The 19922-nt window shown below is 34.7% G+C and carries 16 protein-coding genes and 1 pseudogene; 10 read left to right on the forward strand and 7 right to left on the reverse strand.

The window, feature by feature from the left end; translation table 11 throughout:
• Positions 1–4: 4 nt before the first annotated feature.
• The 5 genes from EKM02_RS11915 to EKM02_RS11935 all read left to right on the forward strand — a co-directional run bounded on the left by EKM02_RS11915 (position 5) and on the right by EKM02_RS11935 (position 7387).
• The gene (locus tag EKM02_RS11915; protein WP_126455441.1) at positions 5–1600 is read left to right on the forward strand and encodes a PKD domain-containing protein; all 1596 of its coding nucleotides are present in this window, start codon (positions 5–7) and stop codon (positions 1598–1600) included.
• Between the two features lie 91 nt (positions 1601–1691).
• A complete protein-coding gene (locus EKM02_RS11920; RefSeq protein ID WP_126455443.1) occupies positions 1692–3335 on the forward strand; it encodes a family 16 glycosylhydrolase in 1644 nt (547 codons plus the stop codon).
• 67 nt (positions 3336–3402) lie between these two features.
• Complete coding sequence (gene bglX, locus EKM02_RS11925; RefSeq protein ID WP_126455470.1) at positions 3403–5703, forward strand: beta-glucosidase BglX; 2301 nt, start codon at positions 3403–3405, stop codon at positions 5701–5703.
• Between the two features lie 6 nt (positions 5704–5709).
• Complete coding sequence (locus tag EKM02_RS11930) at positions 5710–6465, forward strand: family 16 glycosylhydrolase (protein ID WP_126455445.1); 756 nt, start codon at positions 5710–5712, stop codon at positions 6463–6465.
• Between the two features lie 337 nt (positions 6466–6802).
• Positions 6803–7387, forward strand: coding sequence for an RNA polymerase sigma factor (locus EKM02_RS11935; RefSeq protein ID WP_126455447.1), 585 nt, complete (start codon positions 6803–6805; stop codon positions 7385–7387).
• Positions 7388–7674: 287 nt separating this feature from the next.
• Here the strand turns inward: EKM02_RS11935 and EKM02_RS11940 are convergent, their stop codons facing one another.
• Positions 7675–8325 carry an endonuclease III domain-containing protein gene (locus EKM02_RS11940; protein ID WP_126455449.1) on the reverse strand — a complete coding sequence of 217 codons (651 nt, stop codon included), beginning with the start codon at positions 8323–8325 and terminating at the stop codon, positions 7675–7677.
• Positions 8326–8402: 77 nt separating this feature from the next.
• Between EKM02_RS11940 and bcp the strand changes: the two genes are divergently transcribed.
• Positions 8403–8855: a thioredoxin-dependent thiol peroxidase gene (bcp, locus tag EKM02_RS11945; RefSeq protein WP_126455451.1), complete on the forward strand. Its 453-nt coding sequence runs from the start codon at positions 8403–8405 to the stop codon at positions 8853–8855.
• Positions 8856–9000: 145 nt separating this feature from the next.
• Here the strand turns inward: bcp and EKM02_RS11950 are convergent, their stop codons facing one another.
• The gene (locus EKM02_RS11950; RefSeq protein ID WP_126455453.1) at positions 9001–10464 is read right to left on the reverse strand and encodes a TonB-dependent receptor; all 1464 of its coding nucleotides are present in this window, start codon (positions 10462–10464) and stop codon (positions 9001–9003) included.
• Positions 10465–10558: 94 nt separating this feature from the next.
• On the opposite strand from EKM02_RS11950, the gene EKM02_RS11955 reads away from it, so the two are divergent.
• Both EKM02_RS11955 and EKM02_RS11960 read left to right on the forward strand, forming a co-directional pair.
• Positions 10559–11323 carry an MBL fold metallo-hydrolase gene (locus EKM02_RS11955; RefSeq protein WP_126455454.1) on the forward strand — a complete coding sequence of 255 codons (765 nt, stop codon included), beginning with the start codon at positions 10559–10561 and terminating at the stop codon, positions 11321–11323.
• Between the two features lie 11 nt (positions 11324–11334).
• Positions 11335–11835 (forward strand): hypothetical protein, encoded by a 501-nt coding sequence (locus EKM02_RS11960; protein WP_126455455.1) that lies wholly within the window; start codon positions 11335–11337, stop codon positions 11833–11835.
• Between the two features lie 50 nt (positions 11836–11885).
• Here EKM02_RS11960 and EKM02_RS11965 read toward each other — a convergent pair whose 3' ends face one another.
• The 4 genes from EKM02_RS11965 to EKM02_RS11980 all read right to left on the reverse strand — a co-directional run bounded on the left by EKM02_RS11965 (position 11886) and on the right by EKM02_RS11980 (position 16177).
• On the reverse strand, positions 11886–12536 hold the full coding sequence (locus tag EKM02_RS11965; protein ID WP_126455456.1) for an alpha/beta hydrolase: 651 nt from the start codon (positions 12534–12536) through the stop codon (positions 11886–11888).
• A gap of 4 nt (positions 12537–12540) precedes the next feature.
• Positions 12541–12879: a hypothetical protein gene (locus tag EKM02_RS11970; RefSeq protein WP_126455457.1), complete on the reverse strand. Its 339-nt coding sequence runs from the start codon at positions 12877–12879 to the stop codon at positions 12541–12543.
• Positions 12880–12883: 4 nt separating this feature from the next.
• Positions 12884–14137: a dihydroorotase gene (locus EKM02_RS11975; protein ID WP_126455459.1), complete on the reverse strand. Its 1254-nt coding sequence runs from the start codon at positions 14135–14137 to the stop codon at positions 12884–12886.
• A 111-nt stretch (positions 14138–14248) separates the two neighbouring features.
• Positions 14249–16177 (reverse strand): BatA domain-containing protein, encoded by a 1929-nt coding sequence (locus EKM02_RS11980; RefSeq protein WP_126455461.1) that lies wholly within the window; start codon positions 16175–16177, stop codon positions 14249–14251.
• Positions 16178–16359: 182 nt separating this feature from the next.
• Here EKM02_RS11980 and EKM02_RS11985 point away from each other — a divergent pair, with 182 nt between their 5' ends.
• Entirely contained in the window at positions 16360–17472 is a 1113-nt protein-coding gene (locus tag EKM02_RS11985; protein WP_126455464.1) for a lactonase family protein, read from the forward strand.
• 146 nt (positions 17473–17618) lie between these two features.
• On the opposite strand, the gene EKM02_RS11990 is transcribed toward EKM02_RS11985, so the two are convergent.
• The gene (locus EKM02_RS11990; protein ID WP_126455466.1) at positions 17619–18971 is read right to left on the reverse strand and encodes a DEAD/DEAH box helicase; all 1353 of its coding nucleotides are present in this window, start codon (positions 18969–18971) and stop codon (positions 17619–17621) included.
• Positions 18972–19108: 137 nt separating this feature from the next.
• On the opposite strand from EKM02_RS11990, the pseudogene EKM02_RS11995 reads away from it, so the two are divergent.
• A pseudogene (locus EKM02_RS11995) lies at positions 19109–19291 on the forward strand (IS1595 family transposase); the annotation flags it as partial.
• Positions 19292–19922 lie beyond the last annotated feature (631 nt).

Here is a 19922-nt window from a genome sequence, read left to right on the forward strand (position 1 = left end):
CAATATGAAAAAATTAAAATTAATACTAAGTCTTTTTGTTCTAACGATCTTTTTGGGATGTTCAGACGAAAATAATGACGTAGATCTGGATGGTGTAAATGCGCCTTCAAATATATCTGCTCTGACGACCATTACACAAGATAATTCAGGAAATGTTACTTTTCTGCCAAAAGGGGAAGGCGTAACTCAGTTCGAAATTTATTTTGGTGATGCCACCACAGCGCCTGCTTACGTAAATCCGGGTGGTACCTTTACCCATAAATATAAAGAGGGTAAATTTCAGGCGAAAATTGTTGGGGTAACTATAAATGGTAAAAAAACTGAAGCGATTCAAGAAGTAACGGTTTCTTTTTTGGCACCAAGAAATTTTGAACCCACGATTACTATTGGAAGTAACCTATCAATTACTGTAACTGCAAAAGCTGAATTAGAAACGTTTTTTCAGGTTTATTTTGGAGATGTAACCAATGAAGTCCCCGTTGATTTTATGGAAGGTCAAGTCATTAAACACACATATTTGAATCCTGGAACGTATCAAGTAAAAGTAGTTGCCTTGAGCGGAGGTGCAGCAACCACACAAAAAACACAAGCCATTACTGTAACCAATTTATTTGCTGCACCAGTTCCTACAATTCCAGCAGCGAACGTGATTTCTATGTTTAGCGATAGTTATACAAATGTTGCTGTTGACACTTGGAGAACTTCTTGGTCACAGGCTAATCTCGAAGACATTGATATTAGTGGTAACAAAACTAAAAAATACAGCGCCTTAAATTTTGTAGGTATTGAAGCAACTACAAAGCCAATTAATGCTTCGGCGATGACTTTCTTTCACACCGATATATGGTCTTCAGATTTGACAGAATTTAAAGTTAAACTGGTTGATTTTGGCGCTAATGGAGTTTTTGGCGGAGGCGATGATAAAGAACATGAAATCACAATCTCAAATCCGGCGAAAGAAAAATGGGTGAGTTTAGATATTCCGTTAAGTAATTTCACTGGATTGACTACTCGTTCTCACATTGCGCAATTAATTTTTGTTGGCGCACCTTCAGGAAATACTACGGTTTATGTAGATAATGTTTTCTTTTACAATCAGGTGGGCTCAATTAGTGCAGCGCCATCTCCTACTTTAGGAGCTTCTAAAGTAATTTCAATGTTCAGTGATGCGTATGCAAATGTCCCTGTTGATACCTGGAGAACTTCCTGGTCAAGTGCCACTTTGACGGATTTGAGTATTAATGGAAATGCAACAAAAAAATACAGTGCCTTGGATTTTGTTGGTATCGAAGCAACCACAAGTCCTATTAATGCTACTGCAATGACCCATTTTCATACGGACGTTTGGTCATCAGACTTTACACAATTCAAAATAAAATTAGTCGATTTTGGTGCCAATGGAGCTTTTGGCGGGGGCGACGACAAAGAACATGAAATAACAGTTTCATCTCCAGCAAAAGGATCTTGGGTAAGTTTAGATATTCCATTGAGTTCTTTTGCAGGATTAACCACACGAGCGCACATTGCACAGCTCATTTATGTAGGTGCGCCTGCCGGAAATAACACTGTTTATGTTGATAATGTTTATTTTCATAATTAATAAAAAGATAGATAGTAGCAAGTAATTATGAGTTTAAAATGAATTGGTATACAACGAGTATCACAGTTATGTTTTTTAAAAAATAGTAAAAATGAAAAAAATAGTAATAAATTTAGTATCCGTTTTTGTCCTTCTATTGATGGTCAATTGTCAGGAGGATAATTTAGGTTTTGGAGCGTTAGATACGCCTTCGAGTCTTCAGGTTACAGCAGAGTTAGTTGGTAAAACAGCGGCTTTGCCAAACGGAAATGGTTCCGGGAAAGTAAAATTCACGAGCACGGCAGAAAATGCAATATCGTATAAATACATTTTTAGCGATGGAACTTCTCAAAATTCGCCAAGCGGGATTCTTGAAAACACCTTTGCAACACCAGGTACAAACACATACACAGTGACCGTTATTGCTTCTGGAGCAGGAGGGATTGCGACTAATGTGACTTTAGAAGTAACTGTTTTTAGTAATTTTAAAGATGAGCAAGCGGTACAATTCTTAACAGGTGGCGCATCCAGAAAATGGTATTGGGCACAATCCGAAGATGGCCATTTAGGTGTTGGTCCAAACGTAGCTTGGTCTGATCCTACTTTTGGAACAAAAAATTACTACCCTGATTTCTACTCTGCTAAAGCAAATGAAAAATCTGCAACGTGTTTGTACAAAAGTGTGATGACTTTTTCTATAGTTGGGGGCAATTTGAAACTTGAATTGGATAACAAGGGACAAACGTATTATAACGGAGCTTTCAAAGGAGGCGGCGAGGATGCCTGTTATGACTTAAATACAAGCGGTCTTAAAACTGTAACGTTGAGTAAGTCAGATTCCTTTGTAACTAAAAATCCGAATAGCGCCACTCAAACAAGAGGAACTACAATGAACTTTGCAGATGGTGGTTTTATGGGCTACTTTGTCGGATCTAGTTCGTATGAAATCTTATCAATTACCGATAATCGTATGGTAGTAAGAGTGATTCAATCCGGGAATCCATTTTTGGCATGGTACCATACTTTTACTACAGCAGCTCCTGCGGCAGTTGTAACACCTACGCCAACAACAGATTATACTGTTTTGAAATTTGCTGATGAATTTAATGTTGCCGGTGCTCCGGATCCTACAAAATGGGGATATGACCTTGGCGCTGGCGGTTGGGGTAATGGCGAAGCCCAAACGTATACCAACGGTGCTGATAATGTAATTGTTCAAAATGGAAATTTAAAAATTACAGCTAAAAAATCAGGAACAGGCTACACTTCCGCACGATTGAAAACAGAAGATAAATATGAATTTACCTATGGTAAAATTGAAGTTAGAGCGAAACTGCCAGTTGGTGGAGGAACTTGGCCTGCAATTTGGTCCCTAGGACAAGATTATAAAACTAATACTTGGCCAAAATGTGGTGAAATTGATTTCATGGAGCACAAAGGAAATGATCCAAATGTCATCCACGGAACATTACATTATCCGGGTAATTTTGGAGCAAACCCAAACACAGCTAAAACAACAATAGCAAATGCAGCTACTGAGTTCCATATTTATAAAACGATATGGAGTCCAATTTCGATACAGTTTTATGTGGATGATAAACTTTTTCATACGTTTGCCAATAGTAGTTCAGTGCCTTTCAACAGTGATTTTTTCATGATTTTGAATGTGGCAATGGGAGGAAGTTTTGGCGGAGCCATTGATCCTGCTTTTACACAATCTTCGATGGAGATTGATTATGTAAGGATTTATCAATAAAATACGTAATTAATATAAAAAGGTCGGTTTTTTACCGGCCTTTTAATTGTAATAAAAAAGGATAATGATGAGAAATAAATCCCTGTTAGCATCTTTTGCTATAACAGCTCTAATAATTGCAGGTTGCAGCACTAAAATTTTAAAATCACCGGTTTCTTATTCCAAAGAAAGTATTCTGGATACAAAAGTAGATTCGGTTCTCCAGCTGATGACTTTGGAAGAAAAAGTAGGGCAACTCAATCAGTATAATGGTTTTTGGGATATCACAGGGCCCAGTCCAAAAGAAGGGCAGGCAGCCAAAAAATACGAAGACCTGAAAAAAGGGTTAGTCGGATCAATGCTAAATGTAAAAGGAGTTAAGGATGTGAAAGCGTTACAGAAAATAGCGGTAGAACAAACCCGATTGGGAATTCCTTTGCTTTTTGGGTTTGATGTAATTCACGGTTACAAAACCATCAGCCCAATTCCGCTGGCCGAAGCAGCAAGTTGGGATTTAAAAGCAATAAAAAAGTCAGCTGCAATAGCTGCAGAAGAAGCCGCTGCAGTAGGATTGAATTGGACTTTCGCACCTATGATTGATATTTCGAGGGATGCCCGATGGGGACGTGTTATGGAAGGTGCTGGTGAAGACACTTTTTTAGGAAGTAAGATTGCCGTTGCGCGTATACAAGGTTTTCAAGGTGAAGATTTAGCCGCGACGAATACTATTTTGGCTTGTGCCAAACATTTTGCAGGATATGCTTTTGCAGAATCCGGAAGAGATTATAATACGGTTGATATAAGCGAAACGGTGTTGCAGAATACTATTTTTCCGCCTTTTAAAGCAGCGGTTGATGCAGGTGTGCGCACGTTTATGAATTCCTTTAATGAATTGAATGGGATTCCCGCAACAGGAAATGCCTATTTACAAAGAGAAGTATTAAAAAGAGATTGGAAATTTGATGGTTTTGTAGTTTCGGATTGGGGTTCTATCAACGAAATGATTCCGCATGGATATGCCAAGGATAGTAAGCAGGCAGCTGAAATAGCCATTAATGCTGGTTCAGACATGGATATGGAATCCAGCGCGTATGTGGAGCATTTAGTTGCATTAGTTCAGGAAGGCAAAGTCAAAGTAAGTGATATTGATGATGCGGCAAGACGAATTCTAAAGGTAAAGTTCGAATTAGGTTTGTTTAATGATCCGTATAAATATTGTGATGAAAATCGAGAATTGGCAACCGTTGGAAAACAAGAATTTCAAGAAGGAGTTTTGGATATGGCCAAGAAATCAATAGTACTTTTGAAAAATGAAAAAGAAGTATTACCGCTAAAAAAGTCAGGACTAAAAATTGCATTAATTGGTGCTTTGGCAACTGATAAAACAAGTCCTTTAGGAAGTTGGAGAATTGCTGCTGACGATAATTCGGCTGTTTCAGTTCTAGAAGGATTGCAAAAGTATTCAGGAAATACGCTAACGTTTGCCAAAGGAGCTGATGTAACCGAGGGAAGAACCCAGTTTATTTGGGAAACTAAAATCAATACGACTGATAAGAGCGGATTTGCAGAAGCAATTGCGGTAGCAAAACAAGCTGATGTGGTGGTAATGGTTTTAGGAGAACACGGTTTGCAATCAGGCGAGGGAAGAAGTAGAGCTGATCTAGGTTTGCCGGGAGTCCAGCAAGAATTATTAGAGGCAGTTTACAAGGTCAATCCTAATGTGGTTTTGGTTTTAAATAACGGTCGACCATTAGCCATTCCTTGGGCGGATGAAAATATTCCTGCAATTCTTGAAGGATGGCATTTAGGAACACAAAGCGGGCACGCCATTGCGCAGGTTTTGTATGGTGATTACAATCCAAGTGGAAAATTGCCTATGACTTTTCCCAGAAACGTAGGTCAGGTTCCTATTTATTACAATTATAAAAATACGGGAAGACCAGTAAAGAACGAGCCCGAAAGTGTATTTTGGTCGCATTATATCGATGAAAAAAATACACCATTGTATCCTTTTGGTCACGGACTCAGTTATTCTAAATTTGAATATTCCAATTTGAAATTATCATCTAATAAATTCGGTAAAAAGGGTAAAATTGAAGTTTCCGTAAATTTGAAAAATATTGGAAAAGTTGCCGGAAAAGAAGTGGTTCAATTGTATATTAGAGATTTAATAGGAAGTATTACACGTCCGGTGAAAGAGTTGAAAGGATTTGAAATGATCGAACTACAGCCTAATGAGACCAAGAAAGTGGTGTTTACAATCGATGAAAAAACAATCGAATATTTCACAGCCAATAGAAAGTGGGAAGCAGAAGCCGGAGACTTTAAAGTATTCATCGGAGGTAGTTCAGTAACAAAATTGGAAGGGGATTTTCAATATTCTAATTAAAATAAAATGAAAAAAATTATAGTATTTGTACTTGTGGTCAATTTTGCTTTTGCACAACAGCACAAAAGAAAATTAGTTTGGGAGGAAAATTTTGAGGGGACCAAATTAAACGAAAAAAATTGGAATTTTGAGATTGGCGATGGTTGCCCTAATTGTGGTTGGGGAAACAACGAGAGACAATTGTACACGAAACAAAATCACTCAATTGCCAATAGTCAGTTAATCATCACTGCCAAAAAAGAGGGTGATACGTACACTTCAACTCGGATTACTACTAAAGGTAAAAAAGAGTTCCAATACGGACGTTTTGAGGCCAGAGCAAAGTTGCCTGTTGGCCAAGGAATTTGGCCAGCTTGGTGGATGTTAGGGTCAAATATCAGTGAAGTAGGTTGGCCTAAATCTGGTGAAATCGACATTTTAGAATATGTGGGGAAAGAACCCCATATGATTTTTACTTCTTTACACACTCAGGATAGTCACGGAAATACTGTAAATACTAAGAAAACCAGATTTGAAACTATTGAAGAAGGTTTTCATATTTACGCCGTGGAATGGACGGAAGATAAAATGGAATTTTATGTAGATGATATTTTAGTGTACACGTTTCAGCCTGAAAATAAAACCGAAGCAATCTGGCCATTTAACCAGCCGTTCTACTTTATCGTGAATATGGCGATAGGAGGGAATTTTGGAGGACCAGAAGTGGATGATGCGATACTTCCTCAGGATTTTATAGTAGATTACATAAAGGTTTATCAGTAACTAATGCTATAATCAAAACTAAAATATCATTTTGTATTCTGTTTTAGGATCGCAAGGTCTTGTTTTAGTTTTTTTTAAAATTTAGGAGGTTTTGGGTACAAAATCATTTAGTTGTACTCATCGGCATGCTATTTGTATTGTAAATGTGAAAAAACAAGAAAAACTTTAACAAATTTTAATGAACCTCTGTTAATTTTTATTAATTTTACTTGGATGTTAAAATAATAATTGGTTAAATTTGAAAATTTTAACAAACCTAAAAACTCTTTAGCCTATATACAAAACTACTTTTTAGAGAAAACTCTCCAATTTTAATTAAAAACTAAAAAGTATAATTATGGTTAATATACAACTCCCTGATGCATTATTGGTAAAGGAATACATTTCAGGTAATGAGGATGCCTTAGCTAAATTGATAAAAAGGCATGAATCAAAAATTTTTGGTTTTATATATTCTAAAATTCTGGATAGAGATATTACCAAAGACATTTTTCAGGATACTTTTATTAAAGTGATAAAAACTTTAAAATCAAATTCTTATAATGAAGAAGGTAAATTTTTACCATGGGTAATGCGTATTTCCCATAATCTGGTTGTTGATCATTACCGAAAAACTAAAAAAATGCCTATGTTCAGAGAAACGGAAGAGTTTTCCATTTTCTCAATTATGTCCGATGATTCGTTGACCATAGAAAACAAAATAATATCGGAACAAGTCGAACTGGATTTAAAAAAACTAATAGAAGAACTTCCTGCTGATCAAAAAGAAGTTTTGGTGATGCGAATGTACCAGGATATGAGTTTTAAAGAAATTTCAGAGACAACAGGAGTGAGTATCAATACCGCCTTAGGAAGAATGCGTTACGCTTTGATGAATTTGAGAAAAGTGATTGATAAACACCAAATTGTTTTGACTAATTGACAATATACTGAAACTTGCTGCGTTGTAATAGAAAACAAATATGTATTATTGTATGGCAAAAATTTACTCAAAAAAATCATTAGTTTCTCAAACAATGAAACCCAGTAAAGAAACAATTTCTTTTTTATTAAGCTATTCTAAGGCGTTAAGCATACTGAAAATAGACAATAAAAATTTCGAAATTATATTGAATTGATGTAGAAATAGCAGCTTTCCTTTTTTATTTGGATTGTAAAAGACGAAAAAACCGCTGATTCCATTTGGAAGTAGCGGTTTTTTAGTATCCTTTATTTTTTATAATACGCATCAATAGCCGTTTTTCGGCCAATTGTTTTAGTTATAATATCCTGATCTAAATCCCAGCCACGAGCCGGAGAATATTCTCTTCCGTACCAAATAATTTGAAGATGCAGGTCATTCCAAATTGCTTCAGGAAAAAGACGTTTAGCATCTTTCTCCGTTTGAACTACGTTTTTTCCATTTGTTAAATTCCAGCGGTACATCAAGCGATGGATGTGTGTGTCAACCGGAAAGGCCGGAACTCCAAAAGCTTGCGACATCACGACACTAGCCGTTTTATGTCCTACAGCGGGTAATTCTTCCAGAAATTCAAAACTCTGAGGTACTTTTCCGCCATGTTTGTCAATTAATATATGGGATAAACCATGAATTCCTTTTGATTTCATTGGCGATAAGCCACAAGGCCGAATGATTTCCTTAATTTCTTCGACTGACATTTTGATCATATCAAACGGATTATCTGCTTTTGCAAAAAGTAAAGGAGTGATTTTATTTACTTGAATATCCGTACATTGTGCGGATAATAAAACGGCAATCAGCAACGTATACGGGTCTTTATGATCCAAGGGAATTGGAATCGTAGGATATAGTTTTTTTAACGTATTTATAACAAAAATTACACGTTCCTGTTTATTCATTATTTATTAAATTTGATTGGTAAAGAAAAACAATTTCGGTGGCATTAGCAAAATTCAAATTCAAATCAATAAAAATAATGACAACATTAAAAAAAGGAGATAAAGCACCTGATTTTTCAGGTCTGGATCAAGACGGAAAATTACATCAATTGGCAGATTATGCAGGTAAAAAATTAGTTATTTTCTTTTATCCAAAAGCAAATACGCCAGGATGTACAGCTGAGGCTTGTGACTTAAGAGATAATTTCGAGCAATTTGAAGCTAACAATTATGCACTTCTGGGCGTTAGTGCCGATGCTCAAAAAGCACAGGTCAGGTTTAAGGAAAAGTATAATTTTCCTTTTCCATTACTTGCAGATGAAGACAAATCAGTGATACAGGCTTTTGGGGTTTGGGGTCCCAAAAAATTTATGGGAAAAGAGTATGACGGGATTCACAGAACTACTTTTATAATTGATGAAAACGGGATTATTGATGAGGTTATTTCGGCTGTAAAAACCAAATTGCATGCTGCTCAGATACTAAAATAAGGATTCATTCAAAGTCATTTTTTATTGCATTTGCAAATATAAATGCAAACCAACTTTTAATAATAAACAAAGTCCAGATCTGCGGTTTTAATCGACCTAAATTCTGGACTTTGTTTTTAATTTAACTCAAAATTTGACTACTGATTCACGAATTGATTTCCTTCAAAACTTTATTAGGATCAAATCCAAAAAGTCTGTGTTCCTTAATTATTTCTGCAATACCAGGGGGAAGCATTGTTTCCCAACCGGGCTTTCCATTATTAATCATATTTAAAACTTCACGAGAGAACACCTCTAAAATAGTGGGATCATAATTATCTATATCAACTACTTTTCCGTTGAATTTAAAGAATTTATAGAGTTCTTTCATCCTTGGGTGTACTTTTAAATTTTCGGAGGTGATGATTTCTCCATTTTCCCCAATCATTGGATACAAGAATACTTTCATGTCGCGGTAGAATAATTTTCCAAACGCTTCCAGAATTCCACCACTTAAATGACGGTAATATTTCTCGTCAAAAATATCTATTAAATTATTCACACCCATGGCTAATCCCATTCTGGCTTTGGTATAATTAGCAAAATACTCCACTACTTTGTAATATTCCTGAAAATTTGAAATCATTACGGTTTGTCCAAGTGAACAGAGCAATTCGGCTCGATCCATAAAATCTCTTTCATCGATTTCTCCATCAGATCGTAGGTTGGATAATGTAATTTCAAAAATCACTAATGTGTTTTCCGGACTGACCTTGTTCTCATTTAAAAACATTTTTAATGATTTCTCATACATATCCATGTTGACTTTTGTAACCGGACGAAAACTACCCCTAAAAGCAAGGATGTTTTTCTTGTATAAGATAGCAGCAGGAAGTATGTTTATTCCATCAGGATTAAACATAACGGCATCAGTCATTCCATTTTTGACTAATTGTAAACTCATCAAACGATTGTCAACATCAGCAAAACGCGGACCTGAGAAATTTATAGTGTCTATTTCTAATTGATCTTTGTCTAAATGGTCATACAAATAACGCAAGAGACGTTTGGGATCATTGTACTTGTAATATGCTCCGTAAATTAAGTTTACGCCCAGAATACCTAATGTTTCCTGTTGCAAACGCACATCAGTTTCTTTAAATCGAATGTGAAGAATAATTTCATTATAATCCTCATCCGGCTCAATTTGATAACTAATACCGACCCAGCCATGTCCTTTGAATTGTTTGGCAAAGTCAATAGTGGCCACGGTATTCGCATAGCTAAAAAACATTTTATTAGGATGTTTTTCTCTGCTTAGCCTTTTTTCTATTAGATTTACTTCATGAGAAAGCATTTTTTTGAGTCGACTTTCAGTCACATAACGACCGTCTTCTTCAATTCCATAAACGGCATCGCTAAAGTCTTTGTCATAGGCTGACATTGCTTTTGCAATTGTACCCGAGGATCCACCAGATCTAAAAAAATGTCTTACAGTTTCCTGTCCAGCGCCAATTTCTGCAAAAGTTCCATAGATATTTTCGTTCAAATTAATACGGAGTGCTTTATCTTTGACTGAAGGGATTTGTTCGATGATTTTATCACCTTTTAATTTTATTTCTGTATCCATTTTCTTTTAATATGGCTAATATTTTGTAAAGTTAGTTAAATAGGTTTCTAATGAAAGGGAATTAACCCTATTTTTGCAAATAAAATAAAGAAAGTTGAAGGTATATTTTTTAGGAACTGGTACATCACAAGGCATTCCTGTTATTGGTAGTAATCACCCTGTTTGTAAAAGCTTTGATTCTAAAGATAAAAGACTGCGCGTTTCTGTATGGATTTCTTGGGAGAATTATTCTTTTGTAATTGATTGCGGACCTGATTTCAGACAGCAAATGCTTGTGTCAAATTGCCAGAAAGTAGATGGTATTTTATTTACTCATGAACATGCGGATCATACCGCAGGAATCGATGATATTCGGCCTTTTAATTTCAAACAAGGAGAAATTCCAATTTATGCACATCAACGGGTAATAACTAATCTAAAAAGACGTTTCGATTATGTTTTTGAAACGGTCAATAAATATCCCGGTGCACCTTCTGTTACAACTATTGAAGTTGTCAATAACCAGTCATTTGCCATTGGCAACAAAACGGTTGTCCCCATCAGTGTCATGCATGGAAATCTTCAGGTTTTTGGGTATAGAATTGATGATTTTGCCTACTTAACGGATGTGAAAACTATTGAAAAAAGAGAAATAGTCAAGTTGAAAAATCTAAAGGTTTTAGTTGTAAATGCTTTACGGGAAGAGTCTCATGAAACGCATTTCAATTTAAAAGAAGCGTTGGATTTTATAGCTTTGGTCCAACCAGAAAAAGCCTATCTTACACATATTAGTCATATCATGGGGTATCACGAGGAGGTTCAAAAAAATCTCCCCGAGCATGTTTATCTCGCCTATGATAATCTAGAAATTAAAATTTAATTGTATTTAAAATGAAAAATTCATTATTCCTGTACCTTACTATTCTGGCTGTGCTTTCTACTGTTTTTACGTATATGTTTTTGAGTAAACAAGTAGTATTTGAGCAAACTAGATATGAAAAAACCACTAAAAAATTAAGAGACAGTCTGAGTTTGGTTTCGAATCAATTAGTGGATGCCAACTATTTTTCTTTGGAAAAAAATGAGAATGCTCAAAATTATTTTGATACTACAAGCGCTAACAAAACAATTCAATACGAGAAATTGATTCCTTTCGTCACTGAAAAATTATTGGATTTAAACGCCAACCCAAAGGGAAATCCGTATACGGGTCAAGATCAAATTAGCACAAATAAATTTATTATTAACAAAGTAAAAATACTAAACCACAGATGGATTATTGCTGATTATAGTGATGGTGAAATTTGGGGTGAAGTTTTGTTGAAATATTTTGTCAATGATGATGAAAGTATTTCTTTTGAGGTCAATCAATCGTTGTTGTACCAAAAATAATTAAGGTATCGTATTCCGTTTATAAAGTCCTGAATACGGCACAATATTAATTATTCATTCTCTAAAATCCAGTTTTTGAAGTCATAAAAATTCTGTGGAGCAACTCCATGTCCTATAGGATATTCCTTGTAGGTTATATTTATCCCTAAATTTTCTACTATTGCGGGTGTTTTTCTTGCCCATTCAACTGGAATTACTTGATCCACTGTTCCATGTGAAGCAAATATTTTCAGGGTATGAAAATTGTTTTTTAGGTAATTCTCAGCGACAATTTCTAAATTTAAGTACCCGCTCATCGCAACTACTTTCTGAACCTTTTCAGGGTATGAAAGTGCAACTGCATAACTTAATATAGATCCTTGGCTGAAGCCAATCAATGTGACTTTTTCAGCATTTATGGGGTAGGTTTGAATTAATTCATCAATAAATCCGGCAATTAAATCTCTTGAAACTTTGGCTTGTTCGTGATCCGAAAATTTATTTTGATCCGCATCAAAATTGATTGCATACCATGCATATGCACCGTATTGCATGTTATAAGGCGCACGTGCTGAAACAATATAATATTCATCAGAAAGCTCGGTTGCAAATGAAAATAAATCGTCTTCATTGCTGCCGTATCCGTGCAATAAAAGTAAAAGTGGATTTTCGTCTAATTTTATTTTAGGTTCTCGTATTTTATATTCTAAAGATAAATTCATGGGATTATGAGATGTTTGATAACCATTTTTGATAATACGTTCCCAATAATGGAACCGGTTTTGTTTCTCCTTTTATAGCACTGGTAATACCGTAAGACCATAAAACAAATACGAAAATCCACATGGGAGCCGAAATCATTAGGCTGTCAAAATTGCTGATGATTAATCCCAGTGATATGAATGTTAAAGTAAGTCCCAGTCCTTGACGGATGTGAAATGAAGCAAATTCATTTTTGTCCTCGGAGTTCATAGACATGGCAATAAATACGCCAATTCCTAAAATATAACTGGTGATTGCGGCCGTCTTTCCTGACTCTGAATTATTATTATTAATAGTATTCATTTTTTTATGCTAAAATTAATTTTCCTTGATTCACAATTCCGTACACTTTACCTCTTAGTTCAGTTCCTAAAAAAGCAGTGTTTTTAGATTTGGATAAAATGGATGATTTTGTAAAAATGCTTTTTGGTTCCGGATTAAATAAGGTAATATTTGCTTTTGAACCTTGATTAATTGATACTGTTTCGATGCCAAAAGTTGTTTTTCCTGAAGTGAGTTTTTCTATTACGGTTTCTAATGGCAAAACAGTCATCAAAGCTCCAAAAGCACTTTCCAGACCAATAGTTCCATTCTTGGCTCCATCAAATTCCATTTTTTTGTGCTCAATATCCATCGGATTATGGTCGGATGTAATCATATCGATCGTTCCGTCTTTTATTCCTTTCAGTAATGCTTTTCTATCGGTTTCAGTTCTAAGCGGTGGAGAAATTTTATAACGGGTGTCAAAACCTTCCAGTTTTTCATCGGTTAAAACTAAATGATGTACTGCCACGCTGCACGTTACATTTAGTCCGTTAGCTTTAGCCTCTTTGATTAATTGAACTGATTTTTTAGTAGAAATGGTTGGAATATGAAGTTTTCCGCCGGTATATTCTAACAGAAATAAATTTCGTGCTATTTGCAATTCTTCGGCAAGATTTGGAATTCCTTTCAAACCCAATCTGGTAGAAACAGCGCCTTCATTAGCCACTCCGTTTCCTTTTATCGTTTCGTCTTGGGAAAAAGCAAGAAGTAATCCATCAAAATCCTGAACGTATTGTAAGGCTATTTTTAGCAAATTAGCATTGTCCAAACTTTTATTATAATCTCCAAAAGCAACTGCTCCCGCTTTTTTCATGTCATACAATTCAGCCATGTCTTTTCCTGCACTTTCTTTGCTCAAAGCGCCGATAGGATACAGTTGAGTTGCAAATCCTTGTGCTTTGTTTAAAACAAAATTCACTTGGGATTGATTGTCAATAATAGGGAAGGAGTTGGGTTGTAATGCGATTGCCGTGAAGCCACTTTTGGCAGCTACAGTAAGTCCGTTTGCTATGGTTTCACGGTCTTCATAACCAGGCTCTCCAAGCGAAACGCTGCTGTCAAACCAGCCTTGGGATACATGTAAATTATCGAGTTGTATTTCGTCTGCTTTATCTGGATTTGGTAGCCATGTTCCAATTTTTTGTATAAAACCATCAACAATTAGAATATCTGCAGTCTTATTATGAAAGGTACTTTTCGAATCGATAATTTTGGCGTCTCTGATGATTAGTTTCATATGTAGATACTATTTGTTTTTTTGATTGAATATAAAATTTACATTGACTTTTATGGCTAAAGTACAGTCATGCTCGTTTCATATTGAATTTTAAGTGTTTAACTCCGTTATTTACTTTACGAATCGTATAATTGCCATTTCAATTATTAGAAACAACAGTGCAAAGATAACAAACCATTTCCAAATTTGATTATCAGTTCTGTCAGTTTGTAAAGTGTCAAATAACGATGGGATTGATTGGATTGTTTTATAGTCAGAAAGAATAGTTTCATTTGCTGGAGCCAAATCACTTTCGGTTCTATTGTAGTTGAAACTGATGTTTTCAATCCACTCTTTTTTATTGTAAACACTGAAATTTCCTGCTTGTTCCGGATAATTATTGAAAGTCATTTTGACTTTATTATTCAGAATTTGCTGGATAGGAATAAATTGTTCTTCTAAGCCTTTTACCGTTAAAATAGCGTCTTTGTTTAGCGATGCTTCGGTTAAATGCGGGTTATTATTCCCAATTATCAGAGCACTAACGTCGTTGTTTTGATTGTTCATAGCCATCTTATAAAACGTAGGTACAATTAATGGCGATTGCTGAAAATTTGAATTTTTGCTGTTGATAGGAGCAGCAAAAACAGCAACCGCTGAAACTGAATTTGCTATCGATGTCAAGAAAACGCTTTGGTCTTCATAAAACAAAGCAGCAGGATTGGAACTGGATATTATAAAGGATTTTTTTGTCTTTGGATATTGAAAATTAGTCACCTTATTTTCAAAAACGCTATTGAATATAGGATGATTGAAGTTGATTTTGGTAATCAATTTTTCTCTGTTTTCTAAAGAATTAAATGTGAGGTTTCCAAAATTCGAGAAAAAAGAATTCAAATTGGTAATGGAACTTATCGCCGAAGGAATTACAATTAAATTTCCACCTTTCTCCACAAAAGAATTCAAAGTGGTTATCAAAGCTTGCGGAATTTCATCCAATTCATTAAGAATAATGGCGTCTTGTTCTTCCAGTTTATTGTAGTCTAAGCTGTTTAAGATATAATTGTTATAATTGAATTCTTCACTGGTATAAATTCTGGAAAGGAAGTTGCTTTTCGATAGTTCTCCAATGCTGATAATGTTGGTTTTCTTCGTTTTTGAAATACTGAAAAAAAACGTGTTGTCATAAGACAAACCATCGTCAACTATAGAAAAATAACCATGAAAGGATTGTTTAGGAATCGTGAAACTGAGGTTTTTTTTCTTTGTGTCTAAAGTTGTTATAGTTTTAGCAATAAGCTTGTTTTCATTGTATAGAGAAATTGGAATCGGGTTTAAATTCTTGCCATAACTGGATATTTGGACACTAATTTCATAAAAATTTTCTACTGTTTTATGAATGAATACGCTGTCAATAGAAACATTATTTTTTTGTTCTGCTTTTGGAATTATAAACGAAGGAAAATCAGTTGCATCACTTTTTTTTAGTTGTTGTTCATCAAGACCTATTGCATCAGTAATGATAATGATATCCTTTTTAAAAGCGGATTTATGCGCTTTTATTTTTGCCATTATGTTGTCTAATTGGAACGAAGTTGCGCTGTATTTTAGATTTTGCAAAGCATCACGAACCGACTTTATATCTGTGTTCCAATAATTTTCGGAATTGGTAATTAAAGAAAAATTTACATTTTCCGGAGTTTCCTCAAGTAATTCCTGAACCGCTCTTTTTAGCAATTCCCCTTTTTTGCCTTTGGCTTGCATGCTAAAAGAATTGTCCAAAATAATATACAATTCATTGGTGGCATTTTTGCTGTCTTGGGACTCGGAAAAAGGTTGCGAAAATGCGAAAATAAGGCAAGTTAGAAGTAATAAACGACAGGCGAGAAGCAACCATTTTTTGATTTTAGAGCTTTTTCTGGTTTGAATTGAAAGTGCTTTTAAGAACCGAACATTGGTGAAATATTCTTTTTTGAAATGGCGTAATTGAAACAAATGAACCAAAAGTGGAACAATCAACAAGAACAGAAAGTATAAAATTTCGGGATGTTTAAAATGCATTCTGAGGTTGAGTTTACTTTACTGTATTTTGTTTTCAACGGTGTTCATTGAATTTCAGGAGTCAAAAATACAAATTTGTTGACAGTTTTAGATGAAGTTGTTATAATTTTTCAAAGGAATAAACTAGTGACATTCATTAGGAATATATTGTGTATTTTAGCTTTCTAATAAATTTTAAAAACATGAAAAAGCCGTTTGCGGTTCTTCTATTAATCTTCCTTTTTACAAGTGTTCATGCACAAAAAAACAAATTGAATTTACTAATAGGAACCTATACCCAAAGTTGTGACAGTAAAGGGATTTATGTATATGATTTTGATTCAAACACAGGTGATTTCAGTTTTAAAAATGCGACTGAAAAGGTTTTAAATCCCAGTTATTTAACAGTTTCAAAAAATAATAATTTTGTGTATTCCGTAAACGAAAATGGGACTGAAAGTACGGTGAGTTCTTTTAGTTATAATTCAGCAAGAGGAAAATTAGACTTAATCAACAAGCAAAGCTCCAAGGGTGCGGATCCTTGTTACATAATCAATGACGATAAAAATGTAATTGTTGCTAATTATTCAGGGGGAACTATTTCCGTTTTTGCTAAAAATGACGACGGAAGTCTAGCTGAAGCGAAGCAAGTTATTCAACATTATGGAAAAGGAACTAATACACAAAGACAAGAAGGTCCGCACGTACACATGGTTCATTTTTCTCCAGATAAAAAGTTTGTTTTGTCTAACGATTTAGGGAATGACAAAGTATATTCATACGCTTATAATCCTAATGCTGAACATACTGTTTTAGAATTAAAAGACAGCACCTCAGTAAAATCTGGGAGTGGACCCAGACATTTAACCTTTAGCAATGATGGTAAATTTGTTTATTTATTACAGGAACTGGACGGCACGCTAAAAGTATTTAGTTATTCTAACGGAACGTTGACAAAGATTGATGAAACGACTATTTTAGCTGAAGATTTTAAAGGATCATTTAGTGCTGCGGATATTCATATTTCACCTGACGGGAAGTTTTTATATGCCTCTAATCGCGGTGAAGCGAATAATATCACCATTTTTGAAATTCTAAAAAACGGAAAATTATTATTGAAAGGGCAAACCAGTAGTTTAGGAAAAGGACCTCGAAATTTTACCATTGACCCAACGGGTAATTTTCTTGTGGTAGCAAATCAATATACCAATGATGTAGTGATTTTTAAAAGAAATAAAAAGACTGGATTACTTGCTGATACTGGCAAAAAGATTGTTTTGTGTTCGCCGGTTTGTTTGGTTTTTACAAAGAATTAAACTTGAAAATTCACAAAAAAAGTGTTGAAAAACGAAAATTATTTTTCAACACTTTTTACTATTTATTTTTGTTTTTATCTTTAGACCTCGATCTTCAGAAAAAAATCAGGATTTAGAAACTGAACACTCGAAACTGAACACTGATCTTATTTGTTCTTGTCTTTTCTCTTTTTATCTCTGGTTTTTAGCATATTTCTATTTACAGAACCATGTGTTTTTTTCTTGGTTACCCCAGGGCCGCCTAAATTGACTTTTTTATTCTTTTTACTTTTCTCTTGAAAAGCGCCATCTCCGTCAAGTTTTTGTTTTTTCATCATAAACTTGATCGGTTGTCTCTCTTTTTCAGGTTCAATTAATTTCGATGAGATTTCAACTGTTTCCGGGAAAGGTTCAATGGCTAATACCATATTCATCAGCACTTCTATCTCTACTTTAAATTCTTCTTCGCGTGGCGCAATAAGACTTATTGCGGTTCCTGTGGCATCTGCACGACCGGTTCGACCAATTCTGTGCATGTATAATTCAGGTAATTCAGGCATTTCGAAATTGATAACGTGGGTGATATTAGAAATATCTAAACCTCTGGCCATGATGTCAGTAGTGATCAAACCTCGTAAATTTCCTTCTTGGAACGAAGCCATAGTACTCAAACGATAATTTTGTGATTTATTCGAGTGAATTACTCCAAACTGACCTTCAAAATCCTCCTCGATTCGTTCGTGAACCATATCAGAAATTTTCTTATTATTGACAAACACCAGCACACGACTCATGTCTTCGTTGTTTTGCAATAAGTGTTTTAAAAGGTTTATTTTGGTATTGAAATTAGGAACCTGATAGGATATTTGTTTGATTTTTTCCAGAGGTGTTCCTGATGCCGAAAGCGTAACTTCTTGAGGATAATCAAAATAATCATTCAAAATCGCATCTACTTCATCCGTCATTGTCGCTGAAAACAGTATATTTTGACGTTTTTTAGGCATCATGGCCAAAATAGAGGTCAATTGGGTACGGAAACCTAAATTCAGCATTTCATCAAACTCATCGATTACCAGTTTTTGCATTTCTTCAAAGCGAATCACATTATCCAGCGTTAAATCCATGATTCTTCCGGGAGTTCCCACTAGTATGTCGCAACCTGCATATACTGCTTTTTTTTGAGTGTTGATATTGACACCTCCAAAGATTCCAATAGTACGAACCGACATGTATTTTGTCAATTTCTCAATTTCTTCCGCAACTTGTACAACAAGTTCACGAGTAGGAACCAGCAGCACTATTTTTGGCGTATGACCGGGAGTAAATTTATATAGTTTCAACAAAGGCAATAGGTAAGCAAATGTTTTACCAGTGCCGGTTTGAGCGATTCCCATCATATCTCTTCCTGACATTATCACAGAAAATGTTTTTTCTTGAATAGGAGTAGGCGTTGTAAACCCTAAATCATCTATCGCTTTTTGTACGGATTTAGGAAGATTGAATTGCTCAAAAGTAGTCATTTGTTTAAATTTTTTCCAAATATAGTCTTTTTGAAAGTAATGCTCTAAAAGCGATAAATATCAATATATATTTTATTTTGACGATCCGTTTGTAACAATGCTAACAGCAGCTTATACTTAGGCTATCAACTTGTTAAATGGGAGCTACGAACCTGCTTGAATTTTTCGAGAAATATCCTGATGAAGCATCGCGTATTGAGGGATTCAAAGCCAAACGGCTTGAAATGGGAATTATATGTAAAAAATGTAAACATACCAAACATTACTTTCGTAAGACAGATTTGAAATTTCAATACAAAAAATGCGGTAGTCATGTCAGTCCACTTGCGGTCAATGCACAACTTTACTACAAAACGTAAAAGTGTAAAACTACTTTTTCGAATTAAAATAAAAAGAATTTTACAACGTAATTTTTTGAAATATTTTTTAAGCCTGCAAAAAAATGGTAGGCAGATGTCCGAAATATTTATCTGTATTTTTTAATATCTTCTGTAAATTACTCGATATTAAATATTTTTAAAGTCTTTATTTAATATTGAAATTTTGTCGGAATATTTCATTTTACAATTAGATTCTTAGCGGATTCATGATCTAATTTCTTAGCTGTTCTAATATTATTACTATCTTCTTTTATGGAGTTTTACCTGTAATGATTAGTTTTCGTTAAGAATGATTATTATCAAGAGTTTTCCAAGTATCGATATCAATTATTGAACCTTTACAGAAATGTTTCTGTCAGTGTACAGTTTATTCCTTATATGTATTTTCCAATATTAAAATAATGGCATTTTTAATCCTCTCCATGCCTTTTGGTGTATTTATTGGATATTCCGCTGCAAAGTGCACCACGATTCCGCTGCAAAGTACACCACCCATTCCGCTGCAAAGTACACCACCCATTCCGCTTCAAAGTACACCAATTATTCCGCTGCAAAGGTCGCCACTTATTCC

It is taken from the genome of Flavobacterium sp. RSP49 (assembly GCF_003968735.1).
Taxonomy (GTDB): Bacteria; Bacteroidota; Bacteroidia; order Flavobacteriales; family Flavobacteriaceae; genus Flavobacterium.